Source organism: Sulfitobacter sp. TMED3, from assembly GCF_002167505.1.
GTDB classification, from domain to species: Bacteria; Pseudomonadota; Alphaproteobacteria; order Rhodobacterales; family Rhodobacteraceae; genus Sulfitobacter; species Sulfitobacter pontiacus.
Map to the genome: position 1 here is coordinate 21,923 of NZ_NHBI01000028.1, position 17,763 is coordinate 39,685.

Annotated in this window: 23 protein-coding genes; all 23 read right to left on the reverse strand. The window is 60.6% G+C overall.

What is annotated here, in order from left to right; translation table 11 throughout:
* Window positions 1-110 precede the first annotated feature (110 nt).
* Entirely contained in the window at window positions 111-713 is a 603-nt protein-coding gene (locus CBB63_RS08170; RefSeq protein WP_005853967.1) for an NADH-quinone oxidoreductase subunit J, read from the reverse strand.
* Window positions 710-1,111: a carboxymuconolactone decarboxylase family protein gene (locus tag CBB63_RS08175; protein WP_005853969.1), complete on the reverse strand. Its 402-nt coding sequence runs from the start codon at window positions 1,109-1,111 to the stop codon at window positions 710-712. The genes CBB63_RS08170 and CBB63_RS08175 overlap by 4 nt, the downstream gene beginning before the upstream one ends.
* Window positions 1,108-1,602 carry an NADH-quinone oxidoreductase subunit NuoI gene (nuoI, locus tag CBB63_RS08180; RefSeq protein WP_009824856.1) on the reverse strand — a complete coding sequence of 165 codons (495 nt, stop codon included), beginning with the start codon at window positions 1,600-1,602 and terminating at the stop codon, window positions 1,108-1,110. Before nuoI ends, CBB63_RS08175 begins: the two co-directional genes overlap by 4 nt.
* A 1-nt stretch (window position 1,603) precedes the next feature.
* Window positions 1,604-2,644 (reverse strand): NADH-quinone oxidoreductase subunit NuoH, encoded by a 1,041-nt coding sequence (gene nuoH, locus CBB63_RS08185; protein WP_005853973.1) that lies wholly within the window; start codon window positions 2,642-2,644, stop codon window positions 1,604-1,606.
* Between the two features lie 6 nt (window positions 2,645-2,650).
* Window positions 2,651-3,019 (reverse strand): YNQ4 family lipoprotein, encoded by a 369-nt coding sequence (locus CBB63_RS08190; RefSeq protein WP_005853975.1) that lies wholly within the window; start codon window positions 3,017-3,019, stop codon window positions 2,651-2,653.
* Between the two features lie 11 nt (window positions 3,020-3,030).
* On the reverse strand, window positions 3,031-5,046 hold the full coding sequence (gene nuoG / locus CBB63_RS08195; RefSeq protein ID WP_074634418.1) for an NADH-quinone oxidoreductase subunit NuoG: 2,016 nt from the start codon (window positions 5,044-5,046) through the stop codon (window positions 3,031-3,033).
* Between the two features lie 4 nt (window positions 5,047-5,050).
* Entirely contained in the window at window positions 5,051-5,452 is a 402-nt protein-coding gene (locus tag CBB63_RS08200; protein ID WP_005853978.1) for a DUF5333 domain-containing protein, read from the reverse strand.
* 117 nt (window positions 5,453-5,569) lie between these two features.
* On the reverse strand, window positions 5,570-5,896 hold the full coding sequence (locus CBB63_RS08205) for a hypothetical protein (protein WP_005853981.1): 327 nt from the start codon (window positions 5,894-5,896) through the stop codon (window positions 5,570-5,572).
* 92 nt (window positions 5,897-5,988) lie between these two features.
* Window positions 5,989-6,396 carry an MAPEG family protein gene (locus CBB63_RS08210; protein ID WP_009824860.1) on the reverse strand — a complete coding sequence of 136 codons (408 nt, stop codon included), beginning with the start codon at window positions 6,394-6,396 and terminating at the stop codon, window positions 5,989-5,991.
* Window positions 6,397-6,402: 6 nt separating this feature from the next.
* Complete coding sequence (nuoF, locus tag CBB63_RS08215; RefSeq protein ID WP_009824861.1) at window positions 6,403-7,698, reverse strand: NADH-quinone oxidoreductase subunit NuoF; 1,296 nt, start codon at window positions 7,696-7,698, stop codon at window positions 6,403-6,405.
* An 11-nt stretch (window positions 7,699-7,709) separates the two neighbouring features.
* On the reverse strand, window positions 7,710-7,937 hold the full coding sequence (locus CBB63_RS08220) for a DUF5337 domain-containing protein (protein ID WP_005853987.1): 228 nt from the start codon (window positions 7,935-7,937) through the stop codon (window positions 7,710-7,712).
* 21 nt (window positions 7,938-7,958) lie between these two features.
* Complete coding sequence (locus tag CBB63_RS08225) at window positions 7,959-8,969, reverse strand: helix-hairpin-helix domain-containing protein (RefSeq protein ID WP_286698799.1); 1,011 nt, start codon at window positions 8,967-8,969, stop codon at window positions 7,959-7,961.
* 13 nt (window positions 8,970-8,982) lie between these two features.
* Window positions 8,983-10,293 carry an NADH-quinone oxidoreductase subunit E gene (locus CBB63_RS08230; protein ID WP_286698800.1) on the reverse strand — a complete coding sequence of 437 codons (1,311 nt, stop codon included), beginning with the start codon at window positions 10,291-10,293 and terminating at the stop codon, window positions 8,983-8,985.
* 78 nt (window positions 10,294-10,371) lie between these two features.
* Window positions 10,372-11,595 (reverse strand): NADH-quinone oxidoreductase subunit D, encoded by a 1,224-nt coding sequence (locus CBB63_RS08235; protein ID WP_005853993.1) that lies wholly within the window; start codon window positions 11,593-11,595, stop codon window positions 10,372-10,374.
* Window positions 11,595-11,759 (reverse strand): hypothetical protein, encoded by a 165-nt coding sequence (locus tag CBB63_RS08240; RefSeq protein WP_005853995.1) that lies wholly within the window; start codon window positions 11,757-11,759, stop codon window positions 11,595-11,597. The genes CBB63_RS08235 and CBB63_RS08240 overlap by 1 nt, the downstream gene beginning before the upstream one ends.
* Window positions 11,760-11,767: 8 nt before the next feature.
* Window positions 11,768-12,373 carry an NADH-quinone oxidoreductase subunit C gene (locus CBB63_RS08245; RefSeq protein ID WP_286698801.1) on the reverse strand — a complete coding sequence of 202 codons (606 nt, stop codon included), beginning with the start codon at window positions 12,371-12,373 and terminating at the stop codon, window positions 11,768-11,770.
* 9 nt (window positions 12,374-12,382) lie between these two features.
* Window positions 12,383-12,919 (reverse strand): NuoB/complex I 20 kDa subunit family protein, encoded by a 537-nt coding sequence (locus tag CBB63_RS08250; RefSeq protein WP_005853998.1) that lies wholly within the window; start codon window positions 12,917-12,919, stop codon window positions 12,383-12,385.
* Complete coding sequence (locus tag CBB63_RS08255; RefSeq protein ID WP_005854000.1) at window positions 12,910-13,275, reverse strand: NADH-quinone oxidoreductase subunit A; 366 nt, start codon at window positions 13,273-13,275, stop codon at window positions 12,910-12,912. The genes CBB63_RS08250 and CBB63_RS08255 overlap by 10 nt, the downstream gene beginning before the upstream one ends.
* 170 nt (window positions 13,276-13,445) lie before the next feature.
* The gene (locus tag CBB63_RS08260) at window positions 13,446-14,345 is read right to left on the reverse strand and encodes an NAD-dependent epimerase/dehydratase family protein (protein ID WP_286698802.1); all 900 of its coding nucleotides are present in this window, start codon (window positions 14,343-14,345) and stop codon (window positions 13,446-13,448) included.
* A gap of 56 nt (window positions 14,346-14,401) precedes the next feature.
* Window positions 14,402-15,187 (reverse strand): crotonase/enoyl-CoA hydratase family protein, encoded by a 786-nt coding sequence (locus tag CBB63_RS08265; RefSeq protein WP_286698805.1) that lies wholly within the window; start codon window positions 15,185-15,187, stop codon window positions 14,402-14,404.
* Window positions 15,187-16,044 (reverse strand): hydroxymethylglutaryl-CoA lyase, encoded by an 858-nt coding sequence (locus CBB63_RS08270; protein ID WP_286698803.1) that lies wholly within the window; start codon window positions 16,042-16,044, stop codon window positions 15,187-15,189. The genes CBB63_RS08265 and CBB63_RS08270 overlap by 1 nt, the downstream gene beginning before the upstream one ends.
* A gap of 53 nt (window positions 16,045-16,097) precedes the next feature.
* Complete coding sequence (locus CBB63_RS08275; RefSeq protein WP_005854006.1) at window positions 16,098-16,763, reverse strand: glutathione S-transferase family protein; 666 nt, start codon at window positions 16,761-16,763, stop codon at window positions 16,098-16,100.
* Between the two features lie 11 nt (window positions 16,764-16,774).
* The coding region (locus tag CBB63_RS08280; protein WP_286698804.1) for a biotin/lipoyl-containing protein at window positions 16,775-17,763 on the reverse strand (989 nt) is incomplete at its 5' end.

Consider the following 17,763-nt stretch of genomic DNA (forward strand, 5'->3'; position numbering starts at 1 on the left):
CCCGTCGCACCTAGAAAATGCTGTAGCCGCCCACGACCACGATCAAAACGACGACAAGCACCACAATTGTATTACGTGACATGGATCACATCCTTGATTGGGCAGGCCGCCTAAAGGCCCTGCCCGGGTTTCACATCATTCAGTTTCATCGCCAGCTTCGGATCGCGCATCATCTGATCGACCACGTTCTGGCGTTTCACATCCGCACGGTGGCGCAGCGTCAGAACAATCGCCCCGATCATCGCGACCAGCAGGATCAGACCCGACAGCTGGAACAGCAGGAAGTATTGATCATAAAGGATCAGGCCCAATGCGGCGGTGTTGTGCACCTCGTCGGTGATCACCTGCGTGCGCAGCCCCTCGGCGGCAGAGTTCGCATCCCATGCGCCGAACGCCATCACGAATTGCATCAGGATCACCAGACCGATCAACAGGGCCAGCGGCATATAGCGCGCCATTTCGGCCTTGAGCTCGGCGAAGTCGACATCAAGCATCATGACAACGAACAGGAACAGCACCGCGACCGCGCCAACATAGACAATGATCAGCAGCATCGCGACGAATTCGGCGTTGAGCAGCACGAAAAGCCCCGCCGCGCTGAGGAAGGACAGGATCAACCACAGCACCGAATGCACGGGGTTGCGGCTGATCACAGTGAACAGCCCGCCAGCGATCACGCTGATCGCGAAGAGGTAAAATGCGAAAACGCTCATGCGTCACCTTCCTTGTCATCCAAAACACCCTGCGCGATTTCCATTGCGCGGGTCATGGCAGGGATGCCGGCGAAAACCGCCATCTGCCCGATCGTCTCTATCACTTGCTGCTTGTGGGCCCCTGCCTCTACCGCGTGGATCACGGCCTGACGCAGCGCCACGTCATTCTGGGCACCCTGCATGGTCAGCCCCGAAATCGTCAGCAACATCCGTGTTTTGGCATCCAACCCGTTGGGGTTCATGGTATTGCCAAAAAACGTTTCCATCATGTCTTTGGGCATCTTGCCCATCATCGCCTCGAACCCTTTGGGGGAAAACGCATCCATTGCAGGAAAGGCTTTGGCCATATCCTGCATCTGACGCATCATCTCTTCAAAAGGGTTCTGGCTGTCGGTCATCGGTACGGCGCGTCCAGTTCGAGGTTGCGCGCGATTTCAGCTTCCCAGCGTTCGCCGTTGTCCAGCAGCTTGGCCTTGTCATAGAACAGCTCTTCGCGGGTCTCGGTCGAGAATTCAAAATTCGGCCCCTCGACAATCGCGTCAACCGGGCAGGCTTCCTGACAGAAACCGCAGTAGATGCATTTGGTCATGTCGATGTCATAGCGCGTGGTGCGGCGGCTGCCGTCATCGCGCGGTTCCGCGTCGATGGTGATCGCCTGCGCCGGGCACACCGCTTCGCACAGTTTGCACGCGATGCAACGCTCTTCCCCGTTGGGATAGCGGCGCAGGGCGTGTTCACCACGGAACCGAGGGCTCAGCGGGCCCTTTTCATGCGGGTAGTTGATCGTCGCCTTGGGCTTGAACATATACTTAATGCCCAGCTTCAAGCCGTGATAGAAATCCTGCAGCAGGAAGTATTTCGCGTGACGGGTATAGTCGGTGTTAGCCATATCAGCCCCCTACTGTCCAACGGGCATAGATACCCCAGAACCAATCGAATTTCGCGGCGAAGGATACGAAGACAACCCAGAACAGGCTGAATGGCAGGAACACTTTCCATCCCAGACGCATCAGCTGGTCATAGCGGTACCGCGGGGTGATCGCCTTGACCAACGAGAAGAAGAAGAACACCAGCCCCATCTTGGCGACCATCCAGAAGATGCCGTCCGGCAGGCCGGGGATCGGCGACAGCCAACCGCCAAAGAACATCAGCGAGATCAGCGCGCACATCAGCACCACGGCGACCAGTTCGCCGATCATGAACAGCAAGAAAGGCGTGGAGGAATATTCGACCTGATACCCGGCAACCAGTTCCGATTCCGCTTCGGGAAGGTCAAATGGCGGGCGGTTGGTTTCGGCCAGCGCCGAGATAAAGAAAAGGATCAGCATCGGGAAGTGCGGCAGCCAGTACCAGTTCAGCAGACCGTAGTCGCCGCTTTGCGACAGCACGATGTCCCCAAAGTTCAACGAGCCAGAGCTAATGACGACGCCGATGATGATCAGACCGATCGACACCTCGTAAGAGATCATCTGCGCGGCAGAGCGCAGCGAGCCCAGAAACGGGTATTTGGAGTTTGACGCCCACCCGCCCATGATCACGCCATAGACTTCAAGCGACGAGATCGCGAAGACATAAAGGATCGCGACATTGATGTTCGACAGAACCCAACCGTCGTTGAACGGGATCACTGCCCAGGCGACCAGCGCCATAACCAATGTGACCATCGGGGCCATGAAGAACACGGCGCGGTCCGCACCAGCGGGCACGACCACCTCTTTAACGATGTATTTCGCGAAATCCGCAAAGGATTGCAGCAGACCGTAGATGCCTACAACGTTCGGGCCGCGGCGCAGCTGTACCGACGCCCAGATTTTCCGGTCAGCGTACATCAGGAACGCAAGGGCAAGAAGCAGGGGAATCACAACAAGGAAAATCTGGCCAATAATCAGCAGGATCGTCCCCAGCGTGGTGTTGAAAAAGAAGTCAGCCATAGGTCCTCACACCGTCGGTATGCCTTTTTCCATGCAGTTCTGCACGGTCACTTCAGCATCTATTGTCTTCAAGCCCGCAGGCAGGCTCGGCGAGATGGTGTAAACAGCATCTGCGTGCCAGACACCACCCTCGATCTCAACATTTGTACGCACGTGGCGGGCAAAACCAAAGCCCCGGATCAAAGTATAGCGCGCCGCGGCGCATTCCGCGTATTCCGCTACATTCTCGGATGACTGCGCTTTGGTCATCGCCACGTCGAACTGGACAAGATCCCCGTCCAGCAGTTTGGTTTCAACACCGCGATACTCGGGAATGAAATCTTCGGCCATGGGCGCTTGCGTCTCGCAGGCACCCAGAACCAAAGGCAACATCATCCCCAAAATCCTCACTCCGCCGCCAGTGGTTTTTCGCGGCGGGCTTTGGCGTTGGCCGAAAGCTCTGCCATCAACTGGCTGGCGCGGGCGATGGGGTTGGACAGGTAGAAATCGGCAATCGCAAAGCGCAACGGGCTGTCGCCCAAATCGCCTGTGGCCACCGGCTGCCATGCGTTTTCGGCAACCTGATCGATATTCCCCAGATGCGGGACATCAGCGACCAGCGCCTTGCGCAATGCCGCAAGCGAATCGAACGGCAGCTTGGCGTCCAGCTCGGCACTCAGCGCGCGCAGGATGGCCCAGTTTTCCTTGGCCTGACCGGGGGCAAAGCTGGCGCGCGCGGCAAGCTGCGGACGGCCTTCGGTATTGACGAACAAACCGCCCTCTTCGGTATAGGCGGCACCGGGCAGGATGATATCGGCACGGTGCGCGCCGCGATCCCCGTGCGAGCCTTGATAGATCACGAAGGGGCCAGCAGGAATGTCGCCCTCATCGGCGCCAAGGTTATAGATCACATCGGCGGCCAGCACATCGTTGATGCCATTTTCGGCAACGGCACCGACGTCCATCGCACCCACACGGGATGCGGCAGTGTGCAAGACCATGAAGCCGGATTGCGTCGCCTCGGCCAGCGCCATGGCAGCGGCCAGAACCTCTGCCCCGTCTTCGCGCGCCAAGGCTCCCATGCCCACAACGATGACCGAGGATTTCTCGGCGATGTCGGCGTGGTCCTTTTTCAGCAGGTCATTCAGCAGCGACGGGCTGTCGCCCAGATGATCGTAATCGTAGGTCAGATCGACCGCAGGGCCCATCAGCGCCACATCCGCGCCTCGGGTCCATGCCTTGCGGATACGGGCGTTCAGCACCGGTGCTTCCACCGCGGGGTTCGCGCCGATCAGCATCACGGCTTGCGCGTGATCCAGATCTTCGACCGTGGCGGTCCCGACATAGCCCGACCGGTTGCCCGCAGGCAGCTTCGCGCCATCGGTCCGGCATTCGACAACGCCGCCCTGCCCCTCGATCAGTTGTTTCAACGCATATGTCGCCTCGACCGAGGCAAGGTCACCGATCAGACCGGCGACAGTCTTACCCTTCATCGCAGCAGCGGCAGCGGCCAATGCTTCGGGCCAGTCAGCTTTGCGCAATTTACCGTTTTCACGAATATAGGGCGTGTCCAGACGCTGGCGGCGCAGTCCGTCCCAGACGAAACGGGTTTTATCGGAAATCCATTCCTCGTTCACCCCATCATGGTTGCGCGGCAAGAAACGCATGACTTCGCGCCCTTTGGTATCCACACGGATGTTCGACCCAAGCGCATCCATCACGTCGATCGATTCGGTCTTTGACAGTTCCCACGGCCGTGCGGTGAAAGCATAGGGTTTCGAGACCAGCGCCCCCACGGGGCACAGATCAATGATATTGCCCTGCAGGTTCGAATCGAGCGTCTGCCCCAGATAGGCTGTAATCTCGGCGTCTTCACCACGGCCGGTCTGGCCCATCTGGTGAATGCCCGCGACCTCGGTAGTGAAGCGCACACAACGGGTGCAGGAAATGCAGCGCGTCATATGGGTTTCGACCAATGGACCCAGATCCAGATCTTCGGTCGCGCGTTTCGGCTCGCGGTAGCGGCTGAAGTCGACGCCGTAGGCCATCGCCTGATCTTGAAGGTCACACTCGCCGCCCTGATCGCAGATCGGGCAATCCAGCGGGTGGTTGATCAGCAGGAATTCCATGACGCCCTCGCGGGCCTTTTTAACCATGGGCGAATTGGTTTTGACGACAGGCGGCTGGCCCTCTGGGCCAGGACGCAAGTCACGCACCTGCATGGCGCAGGACGCCGCAGGCTTGGGTGGGCCGCCCACGACCTCCACAAGACACATCCGGCAGTTACCGGCAATCGACAGACGTTCATGGTAGCAGAAACGCGGAATTTCCACCCCTGCTTCCTCGCACGCCTGAATGAGCGTCATCGCCCCTTCGACTTCGACTTCCTTGCCGTCAATGATGATCTTGCGGGTATCGCTCATATGCTTATTTCGCTCTCAGTAACGAACCGATCCGGCTCGATTTTTGGATTTCTGCACGCCCTAACGCACAATAGCTTTGCGGGTCCGAAGTATCGACCCCCTTCGCCTTTAAATATGCGGCCCCACGGGCCTTCATGCGCGCCTTTTCAGCATCGCTTTTGCGGTAGGCGTCAATTTCGTCCGACGTATAGCCCAAAGATTTCGCCGTATTGTGCACATTGTTCAAATAGCTGAGTGCGCGGATCATACGGGCCGAGATATCGGGGCATTCTTTGCGAATCCGGTCGGCCAGTCCAAGATCAAGCAGCGCATCATCAACAGCCGGTACATCACGCAGCGGCGGCTTTGCGGCGACAGGGCTGGCCATCAGGGCCACGGTTGTTACGGCGATCAATACGTTACGCATCTTACTCTCCTCATGTAGCGGGGCGGACTGCCCCTTGCTACACATGGGAACTGACCCCGATGTTATTCAATAACATCTCCGGATCAGCCATTTGCCAGCGGTATGTCGCGCAAACGGTCAGGAAGGGCAAGCCCCCTGAAACGTCAAAGCGTCGTCCACAAGGCGCAAATTCTCGGGCGGGGTGTCCGGCCCCACGACCCATTTGATATCCGAACTGCCATAGTTGGTCACACAATAAACCGTCGCTTCATAGCGCGCCGCTTCGCGGGCACCGTTGATCGACTGTGACGCATTGCGCACCCGCAGGGTAAAGACATCGCGTTGCCCGTCGACTTTGCTCAGCTTGGTGCGGAAATATTTACCATCAAAGGCCAGACGGTCTTCGCGGGCGGTACAACCGGCCAAGACCGCGGCCGTTATACAAAATAGAACAATCTGCTTCATCTTCCCTCACTCTGCCGGTGTGGCCGGACCCGTCTTTTTGTGCAGCCCCCTGCCCGATCAACGGGTGAAAGCTATCGTTCTTCAGTCGTGCCTCAGAAGGCTGCGAAAATCGCCAGGACCGCCAAGGCCAGAATACAAACCAGCCCCAGCATAAAGAACAGCGACCGCATCGGCTGGTTGGTTGTCCCGATATGCACCACGGCCATCGCGACCCGCACCGCTACGAACAGCGCCGCAAAGAGGTTCACCCAGAACACAGGCGCGCCAAGCAGCACCGCCGCAAGCGTCGATGCCAGAAACGGGCCCGACGCCTCTATCGCGTTCATGAACGCGCGTTCGCGGCGATAGACCACATCGTCGTAATTCCGCTTGGGCTTGCCGCAATCGCAGCGCCCCTCTGGCGTGCGCCCCATGGTAGAGAGCGCGCCGAGGACACTGATCAGAATGGCCCAAAAAGCCAAAGCAGTCAGCGCGTGGCTATAGGCGGCAAAGCTTTCCATCAAAGCTTACTCCGCCGCGACGGCGCTGACGCGGCCGGTGCGTTTGTGCTTGATGCGGTCCTCGATCTCGTCGCGGAAGTGACGGATCAGACCCTGAATGGGCCAAGCCGCCGCATCCCCAAGGGCGCAGATCGTGTGGCCTTCGACCTGCTTGGTCACGTCGAGCAGCATGTCGATCTCTTCAGGTTCCGCATCGCCGCGCACCAAACGGTCCATCACGCGCATCATCCAGCCCGTGCCTTCGCGGCATGGCGTACACTGACCACAGGATTCGTGCTTGTAGAACTTCGCCAGACGCCAGATCGCCTTGATCACATCGGTGGAGTTATCCATCACGATGACCGCAGCCGTCCCCAGGCCCGAGCGTTGTTCGCGCAGATAGTCGAAATCCATGATCGCGTCGCGCATCTGCGCACCGGGGATCATCGGCACCGACGACCCGCCGGGGATCACAGCCTTGAGGTTGTCCCAGCCACCACGGATACCGCCGCAATGCTTTTCGATCAGCTCTTCAAAGGTGATGCTCATCGCTTCTTCGACGACGCAAGGATTATTCACATGGCCAGAGATCGCAAACAGCTTGGTGCCCGCGTTGTTCGGACGGCCAAAGCTTGAAAACCATTCAGGACCGCGACGCAGGATCGTTGGGACCACCGCGATGGATTCCACGTTGTTCACCGTGGTCGGGCACCCATAAAGACCGGCCCCCGCAGGGAACGGCGGCTTCATCCGCGGCATGCCTTTTTTGCCTTCAAGGCTTTCCAGCAGCGCGGTTTCCTCGCCACAGATATAGGCACCTGCCCCGTGGTGCAGATAGATGTCGAAATCATAGCCGGATTTGCAGGCATTCTTGCCCACAAGACCCGCGTCATACGCCTCGTCAATCGCGGCTTGCAGCGCTTCGCGCTCGCGGATGTATTCGCCACGGATGTAGATGTAGCACGCGTTGGCATTCATCGCGAAGCTTGCGATCAGGCAACCCTCGATCAGCGTGTGCGGATCGTGGCGCATGATCTCGCGGTCCTTGCAGGTGCCGGGCTCGGATTCATCGGCGTTCACCACCAGATAGCTGGGGCGACCGTCGCTTTCCTTGGGCATGAAGGACCACTTCAGACCGGTGGGGAAGCCCGCACCGCCACGGCCCCGCAGCCCCGAGGCTTTCATCTGGTCGATGATCCAGTCGCGCCCGTTCTTGAGGATGCCCGCCGTGCCATCCCAATGGCCACGCGCCTGCGCGCCTTTCAGCGTGCGGTCGTGCATACCGTAGATATTGGTAAAGATGCGGTCTTGATCCTGAAGCATGAAGCTAACCTTTATGTGTCACGGCTGGCCGCGCGGGCCCGCCTCATCTGATATATATTGACCATCGCCCAGATCAGGGCTGCCAGCGCGGCAAAGTCGAACAGCAGCGCATAGCGTCCGGGCAAGCCGAACTGCGGCGCAAGCCATTGCGCCGCGATCCAAAGCAACATGGTGCCGGCAATGACAAGGCCGACCATCCGGCCCTTACGGGCCAGGGCGATTTCTTCCTTATCTGTCATTACACGGCATCCATGTCAGGCTCAGGTCTTTTTACTACGGGTGGAGAATTCGGTCTCTCCACCGGAGGCGAGGGTTTTGGCCTGCGCCATCCAGTCATCACGTTGAATACGGCCTTTGAACCGCACGCGGGCATCAACCCAAGCGATTTCAGCCGCGGTCCATTTGGCGATCTGATCAAAGTGATAGATCCCCAGCTCATTCAGCGTTTGTTCAAGTTTCGGCCCTACCCCACTGATAAGCTTGAGGTTATCGGCACCGCCAGCGCGCGGCTGGTCCAGCGTTTCAGGGCTGCTTTCCACAGTACCCGCCGGAATATCCGCGATCCCCGAACGGGTCGAGGTAGCCCCCTTGACGGTGGCCGGTGCCTGCGGTGTTTCAGCCGGCGTTGGTTCCGGGATAGAGGCGACAGGTTCCGCCGCCGCTTCTGCTGCGGGCGCAGGAGCCGCCTTGGCCTTTTCAGGCTCGGCTGCGGGGGCTTCGTATTTGTAGCTGCCCTTGCGCGCAGCGAGTTCCTCTTGGCCCTTCAGCTTGGCCGTGGGCTTGATCCCCGAGAAAGCGGCGGGTTCGTCTTTGGCCGCTGGCGAGGTGCCCGCTGTCGCCTCTGACGCGGCACCGCCGACATCGGCCTTTGCCTGACCGCCGGTCGTGTCTTCGGGGCGGGTCTCTACCGTTTCGGTGGCAGCGGGTTCCGCCTCCAGCGTCGGCTCAGGCTCTACCTCGGCGTCGCTGGTTGGTGCGGCGCTGGCCGCCTGGGTTGTGGCCGCCGTTGCAGGTGCCGCCGCCGCCGCAGGGGTGCTGGCCGTCTGCATAGGCTCATCCCCAAGCGACCCGCACATGAATTTGGACAGGACCACAAAGGTCACAAGCCCCAGTATGATTCCAAGGAACAGGGAGGCGATAAAGCCCCAGNCGAAAACCAGCCAAAATAGCAACGCGAGGACAAGGCCGACCCCGGCCCCCCACCGCATGCAACCGCGTTTGCATTGCTCTTTTTGCGTCAAATCAGTCATGTCCGTCCCTTCGTTCGCCATTCAAGATGATCTATTATGTGTTATAGATACCATCTTTTGTGGCGCGCGACGAGAATTCTGTTTCTTCACCAGCAGCAAGCTTTTTCGCCTGCTCGACCCAGTTGTCGCGGGTCACGCGNCCCTTGAAACCTTCGAGGTTCTGATCCACCCAGGATACCTCGTTCGGGCCCCAGTCAGCGATCTGGCTAAAGTGGTAAAAGCCCATCTTGTTCACCAGCGCTTCGAGCTTGGGACCGATGCCCTTGATCATCTTGAGGTCATCCGCCGCGCCGCCTTCGGGGGCATCCAGCGTCTTGGGCTTGGTGGCNGCNGCATCCGCATTGGCCTCNGCAGATTTNGCAACCGATGCTTNTNTGGTGCCCGCGGTNGAGGCTTTGGGCGCAGGGGCCGGATCGCCNGGTGCGACGCTGCCTGCTTCGGGTTTGCCCACAGCTTCGGTGCCGTCAGCCTCCCCCGGTGCTTCGGAGCGTTGATCCGAGGCATCGCCCACATCACGTGGTGCGTCTTCCTCTGCGGCGGTACGACCGCCTTGGGCACCGTCAGGNCCTTCGGGTGGCATATTGTCATCNCGCGCNACAGGCTGTTCCTTGTCGGAACCGGCGCTGTCTGCACCATCTTTACCCTGCCAGGGNGCTGTCANCGGCACTTCGGTACCATCGATGCGCTTGAGCGTATCNCCGATGTCCACGGCCAGNTGNGCGCTGGCGTTNTATTGTGTCTTGCCNCTGTCGTGATCGGTCAGGCTGGTCAGCCCGGACAGCGGTTCAGAGGCATAGCGCCCGTTCTGCGGGCCGGGNACAGGCACCTGCCCCGCCGCCATCTCGTCGATCATGGCGCGGAAGCCGTCGACGGTCAGATCTTCGTAATAGTCCTTGCCGATCTGCGCCATNGGCGCGTTCGAACAGGCGCCCAGACATTCGACTTCTTCCCACGAGAATTTGCCGTCTGCGCTGATCTGATGTGCCTTGGGCGCGATGCGCTCCTTGCAGACCTCGATCAGGTCTTCAGCACCGCAGATCATGCAGGATGTCGTGCCGCAAATCTGGAAATGCGCGACCTCGCCCACAGGCTGAAGCTGGAACATAAAGTAGAATGTCGCGACCTCGAGCCCGCGGATATAGGCCATGCCCAGCATTTCAGAGACATGTTCGATTGCAGGGCGGCTCAGCCAGCCTTCCTGTTCCTGCGCACGCCACAGCAAAGGGATGATCGCGCTGGCCTGACGGCCTTCGGGGTANTTCGTGATCTGCGCTTCGGCCCAGGCCTGGTTGGCAGGGGTGAAGGCAAAGCTTGTCGGTTGGTCAGGGTGCAAACGGCGCAGCATCAGATCAGGCTTTCGTTCTTGCGGAAACGGCGGGCGCCTCCGGCGGGAGTTTATTTGGCAAAATGAAGAGGACCCGGCTCAACGGTCGACCTCTCCGAAAACGATGTCCATGGTGCCGATGATCGCCGCGACATCCGCCAGCTGGTGCCCCTTGGCGACATAGTCCATCGCTTGCAGGTGCAGGTAGCCNGGCGCNCGCAGTTTGGCACGGTAGGGTTTGTTCGATCCATCGGCCACAAGGTAGACGCCGAATTCGCCCTTGGGGGCCTCGACAGCGCAATAGACTTCGCCGGCGGGGACGTGGAACCCTTCGGTGTAGAGCTTGAAGTGGTGGATCAGGCTTTCCATGTCGGTTTTCATCGCGGTCCGGCTGGGGGGCGTGATCTTGCCCCGCGCCAATACATCGCCCTGCCCTTCGGGCGCGCGCAGCTTCTCGATGGCTTGCTGGATGATGTAGGTGGACTGGCGCATTTCTTCCATCCGGACGAGGTAGCGGTCATAGCAATCGCCGTTTACACCGGTCGGGATCTGGAAGTCGAATTCATCGTAGCATTCATAGGGCTGCGCACGGCGCAAATCCCATGCCAGGCCAGAGCCGCGGACCATTACGCCCGAGAAGCCCCAATCCTGAATGTCCTGTTCAGACACGATGCCGATGTCAGCGTTACGTTGTTTGAAGATCCGGTTTTCTGTCAGCAGCTGATCCACGTCGACCATGAAGCCCGACAGGAACTTGTGGGTCCATGCCTCGATATCATCAAGCAGCGCGGGCGGCAGATCCTGGTGGACCCCGCCGGGGCGGAAATAGGCCGCGTGCAGACGGGCACCGCAGGCGCGTTCGTAGAAGATCATCAAATCTTCGCGTTCTTCAAAGCCCCAGAGCGGCGGTGTCAGCGCGCCCACGTCCATCGCCTGTGTGGTGACGTTCAGCAGGTGTGACAGGATGCGGCCAATTTCGGAATAGAGCACGCGGATCAGCGAGGCGCGACGGGGCACTTCGACACCGGTCAGCTTTTCGATAGCCAGACACCAGGCGTGTTCCTGGTTCATCGGAGCCACGTAATCGAGCCGGTCGAAATACGGCAAGTTCTGCAGGTAGGTGCGGCTTTCCATCAGCTTTTCGGTGCCACGGTGCAGCAGGCCGATATGCGGATCGCAACGTTCGACGATCTCGCCGTCGAGTTCGAGAACCAGACGCAGAACCCCGTGCGCCGCAGGGTGTTGCGGGCCGAAGTTGATGTTGAAGTTGCGGATCTTCTGCTCGCCGGTCAGGGCGTCTTCGAAACCTTTGGTGCCGTCCATCATTTACGCTCCAGCTCGGTCAGTTTGACGCCCATCCACCACAAAAGGGCGACGGTGCCCAAAGGCACGATACAGGCAACAGACCAGTATTTATTGATCCCGAAAAACGGCAACAGCTTGACCATCGGGATGATTGTGAGGGCAGAGAGTATGAACCACCACATGCCCCCCATTATTTTGCCTCCGGCTTTTCATCGCCCGGCAGAATATATTCGGCCCCTTCCCAAGGCGACATAAAGTCGAACTGGCGATATTCCTGAACGAGGCTCACGGGTTCATAGACCACGCGCTTTTCCGTCTCGTCATAGCGGACTTCGGTATAGCCGGTGGTNGGGAAATCCTTGCGCAGCGGGTAGCCGCGGAACCCGTAGTCGGTCAGCAGGCGACGCAGGTCGGGGTGGCCGGCAAAGATGATGCCGAACATGTCAAAGACCTCGCGTTCGAACCAGTTGGCCGACGGGTGGATATCGACGATCGAGGGGACCATATCCTCTTCGCGCGCGGCGACGCGCAAGCGGATGCGCTGGTTCTGGTACATCGACAGGAAATGATAGACGACATCAAAGCGTTTGGCGCGGCCCGGGTAATCCACCGCGGTGATATCCACCAGCGAGGAGAANCGGCAGGTCGCGNCGCTTTTGATAAACTCCACCAGACCGGGCAGATTGGCCTGGGTGACATCCATGTTCAGCTCGTCAAAGGCGATGTCCCAGCCGAGGATACAGTCNGGGCGTTTCGCTTCGATATACGCGCCAAGTTCGTTCAGTTGTTCTGACATATCAGCCCCTTAGCGAACAATTGTGCCGGTGCGGCGGATTTTGCGCTGCAGCTGCATGATACCATAAAGCAACGCCTCTGCCGTGGGCGGGCAGCCGGGCACGTAGACATCCACAGGCACGACACGGTCACAGCCGCGCACCACGGAATAGCTGTAGTGGTAATAGCCGCCGCCATTGGCGCAAGACCCCATAGAGATCACATAGCGCGGTTCCGGCATCTGGTCATAGACCTTGCGCAGGGCCGGTGCCATCTTGTTGGTCAGCGTGCCCGCAACAATCATCAGGTCGGACTGACGCGGAGACGCGCGTGGCGCGGTGCCAAAACGTTCCAGATCGTANCGCGGCATCGAGGTGTGCATCATCTCGACGGCGCAGCAGGCCAGACCAAAAGTCATCCAGTGCAGCGAGCCAGTACGGGCCCAGTTGATGATGTCTTCGGTCGAGGTCAGCAGGAAGCCTTTGTCCTGCAGTTCCTTGTTCAGGTTCTGGGTGGCCACATCGCGGTCCATCCCGGCCACATTGGCCCCGGCGGCTGCTACTGCCATTCCAGTGCTCCCTTTTTCCACTCATATGCAAAGCCGGCGGTCAGCACGGCAAGAAAGACCATCATCGACCAGAAACCGGCCATGCTCACGTCCTGAAAGGCCACGGCCCAGGGGAAGAGGAAAGCAATTTCGAGGTCAAAGATGATGAACAGGATCGACACGAGGTAGAACCGCACGTCAAATTTCATCCGGGCGTCGTCAAAGGCGTTGAAACCGCATTCATAGGCCGACACTTTTTCAGGGTCCGGGTTGCGCACGGCCAGCACNACGGCNGCCAGGATCAAAACAATGCCAAGGACAATCGCCACGGCTAGAAAAAGTAGGATCGGCAGGTATTCCCGCATCATGTCGTCCAAGGGGAAGCTCCTTTTGCGTATGCGACGCGCCACGCGCCCTGTCAGCCAAACGGCACTATTGGCTTTGGTCGGTTTACTCCGCTGTCCGGTCAGGGTCAACCGAGCCCGCCATATTTGCGTCATCCTGTCGTGGGGCGCGGCGCACCCTGCCCGCGCCCGCGTGATTGGCGCTATTTTTCCAGCAGATCGCGGCTCTCGCGCCAGCTGTGCTGCGGCGCGAACCCCAGCAGGTCACGCGCCTTTTCGATGCTGTAGAATGTCTCGAACTGGCCCATATCGCGGGTCTGGCGCACGTCTTTATAGTAGCGATCAATCAAGTCAGANGTTTGNGCGGCGACNGAGGTGTCGGCGTTNGCNACATTGAACACCTCNNACCCCAAGCCGTCNACNTCNAGACAGCGCTGCACCANCTGCCCCAGATCGCGGNCATCGATATAGGCGAAGATATTGCGCCGCCGTTGATCGGGGTCGTGAATGAAGCCGGGGAAAAGGCTGGCGTATTCATGCGGTTCGATCACGTTGTTGATTCTCAACCCGTAGATATCCGCCCCCGNGCGCGCCTGAAAGCTGCGCGCCGTCGCCTCGTTACAGACNTTGGACATGGCATAGCTGTCTTCGGGCACGGTCGGGTGCTCTTCATCGACGGGNATATAGTCGGGCTTNCGCTCCCCCTGGGCAAAGCAGATGCCATAGGTCGTCTCGGATGAGGCAAAGATGATCTTGGGCACCCCCGCCTTCACGGCAGCATCAATGACATGATAGGTGCCAAGCGTATTGACCCGAAACACCTCTGTATCCGACGTGATCAGGATGCGCGGCACGGCGGCGAAATGCACAACGGCGTCAAACCCCTGCACGCCGGNGCCCTCATCCAGTTCGCCCAGATTCATCAGACTATGCATCACATCATGCATCTGGCCCGCATCGGTGATATCGGCAATGCGGTTGTCAACGCCGNGGTGATCCAGCGGCTGCTGGTCCACGTTCAACACCTGATGCCCCTGATCCAGCAGATAGGGGATCACATGCCGCCCCGCCTTGCCGCTGCCGCCGGTGAATAGAATACGCATGGGGGNCCCTCTNGCCGTTGATNTCGTGGCAAANCCTAGAGCCTTGCCGCCCCGCTTCAACCCGTAACCCAGGCCGCCTTGCGCTTGTCGAAGAAGGCACCGATTCCCTCGGCCGCCTCTTCGGTTTCCCAGCGGTCGGCCAATGCGGCGATGGTATGGTCCACGACCTGCGCGTCGATCCGNGGNCCCAGATCCCGCGCGAGCTGTTTCGCCGCNGCCACGGCCCCCGGCGCACAGGACAGATAGGGNACGACCTCGGCCTCGATCGCAGCGTCCAGCGCATCNGCCGGCACGGCACGGGCCAGCAACCCCAGATCNACCGCCTCTGCCGCGTCAAACAGACGGGCCGACATGAACACNCGCCGCGCGCGCCCCTCGCCCATACGGGCCAGCACATAGGGGCCGATGGTGGCCGGAATGATCCCCAGCCGNGTCTCGGTGAANCCCATCTTCAACGTATCAACCCCGATCGCCACNTCACAGACCGAGGCCATGCCGACACCGCCACCAAAGGCATTCCCCTGNACCCGNCCGATCAAGGGCTTGGGCAGCGTGTTCAGCGCGCCCAGCATCGTGGCCAGCTTGCCTGCCTCGGCCGAGCGTGTCGGCCCATCCATATCGCGCTGCGCCTGCATCCAACCCAGATCACCGCCCGCGCAAAAGCTTTTGCCCGCGCCGGTCAGCACCACGACCCGCACAGCGTCATCAGCGGCCAAGGCGGCGGCGGCCCCGGTCAGCTCCGCGATCATCTGCGCGGACATGGCGTTGTGCTTTTCCTCGCGCGCCAACGTCAACGTCGCGACCCCGCGCGCGTCGGTCTCCAGCTTCAGTGTCTCGTACATCATCCNGCCCTCATCCGCCGCGCCATCTCGGCGGCTTCCTCGATCACCGCCTGATCCAACCCGGTGTCATAGCCAAGCGCCATCAGATGCGCGTTGACCTTTTCCGTAGCAACATTGCCCGCAGCCCCCGGCGCATAGGGGCACCCCCCCAANCCGCCTACGGCGGCATCGAACACCCGCAGACCCATGGACAAGGATGCATCGATGTTGTCCATCGCCCGCCCGTTGGTGTCATGATAGTGCCCGGCCAATCGCCCCACGGGCACCACATCGCGCACCGCCAGCAACATGCGCGCAATCGTATCCGGCGTGCCCGCCCCGATGGTGTCGCCAAGCGAGACCTCATAGCAGCCCATAGAGAAAAGACGATCCGCCACTTCCGCCACCTTGGATGGCGCGACCGCCCCGTCATAGGGGCATTCCACCACGCAAGAGACATAGCCCCGCACCGGCATATCCACATGGCGTGCCTGCTCTAGGATCGGCGCGAAACGCTCGAACGCCTCCTCGATGCTGGCGTTGATATTCTTCTGACTGAACCCCTCGCTGGCCGAGGCGAACACCGCGATCTCTCCCGCTTTGGCCGCGACCGCATCCTCGTAGCCCCGCATATTCGGCGTCAGCGCGGCATAACGCACCCCCTCGACCCGAGCAATCCCGCCCAGAACCTCACCCGATCCGGCCATCTGCGGCACCCATTTGGGGCTGACAAAGCTCGCCACCTCGATCCGGGAAAACCCCGCACGGCTCAGCAGGTCGACCAGCGCGATCTTCTCCGACACCGGAATTTCGCGCGCCTCGTTTTGCAGCCCGTCCCGTGGACCGACCTCGAATATCTCGCAGACCCCTTTATCCATAACGCCCCCTCCCCTTCATTTTGCCAAATAAACTCACCTGCGTGACGGTAGCATCACTCGACCGGCCACGGGTCATAAAACGTCCGGTCAAACAACGGCACATCTTTGGGCAGCGACAGCTGGAACGCCTCGCGGTCGGTGATGCGCGCATACCAGGCCGCCACATTGGGGTGATTGTCGAGCTTGGCGAAATGCTGCGCCATATAGACCGCCTGCCCCACGTTCACATCCGCCGCCGTGAAACCGCTCATCAAAAGATAATCCTGTGACAGTATCCCGCCGCCCAAACGCGCCTCGATCGCGTCGTAACACTTCATCAAACGCGCGGCTTCCAGCTTCATCACGATGGGGCTGCGCATGGAATCATCGCGCAGCGCCACATGCTGCTGGGTCAGCGCGGCACAATGCTGCGATACCGTCTCGGCAAAGTGGATCCACACCAACCACGCCATGCGATCCGGCGCCCCCGGCATCCGCCCCAAACGATCAGGGCTGAACCGTTCGCAAAGGTATTCCGCGATGGCGCCTGTCTCGAACATGCGCTCCCCGTCGATCTCGAGCGAGGGCACACGCCCCGCCGGCGAAATTGCCAGATAGCCCGGATCACGCAGGGACTTGTCGAAGGCGTGGATCGACACCTCGAAGGGCACCTCCAGCTCGTGCAGCAACCAAAGGGTGCGCATGGAACGGGTCTGTTCGACGTGGTGCAGGGTAATCATGGTGCGGTCTCCTATGCCTCGGGCTCTAGCCGCACCAGTGCTACACCCGCCTCGACCTGATCACCAGCCTGTGCCAGAACCTCGGCGACAACGCCATCGCGCGCGGCAAGCAGGCTGTGCTCCATCTTCATGGCTTCCAGCACCGCAAGGCGGTCGCCCTTGGTCACCGTCTGGCCGACCTTGGCATCCACGACACGCACCAATCCGGGCATCGGGGCCTCGATCAGGTTGCCGTCGCCGTGACCACCCGCGGCACGGGCCAGCGGGTCGATAACATCAAACACCAGCCCATAGCCGTCAAATACCGTTGCGCGCCCCTCCGCGACGGATACTGCCGCCGCCTGTTGCCCGCCCAAGGACCAGCGCCCGCCGATGCGCTGCGCCACGACCTCTGTCCCGTCCACGGTCCAGATCTGGTGATCCGCCGAGACGACCTGCACCTGCAGCAGATGATCCTCTCCGCCCCAGGTCAATCCAACCGCGCGGCGCAGCGGCTGCCACAGCGTAAATCCCGCGCCCCCGGCCGGATCCAGCAACGACAGTGCCGCCATCCCGGCAAGCGCCGCATGGCGCGGCGCCACCTCGGGCGCTTGGGTCAAAGCATCAATGTCACGGGCGATCAGCCCGGTATCCACATCCCCCGCCGCAAACCCTTCATGCGCCGCCAAAGCGCCCAGAAACGCAAGGTTCGTGACCGTCCCCGCCACCTCGCAGCCGGTCAGCGCGGCGCGCAGGCGCGACAGGGCGATCTCGCGCGTGTCGCCATGCACGATTACCTTGGCAATCATCGGATCATAGAAAGGGCTGATCGTATCGCCGGCACGCACACCGCTGTCGGCGCGGCAAGCGGGCGTGAACTGCAAATGCGTCAAGGTGCCCGTGGCGGGCAAAAAGCCTTTGGGCACATCCTCCGCATAAAGCCGCGCCTCAAACGCATGCCCGCGGATCGACAATTCGTCCTGCCGCAGGGGCAGCCCCTCGCCTGCCGCCACACGCAACT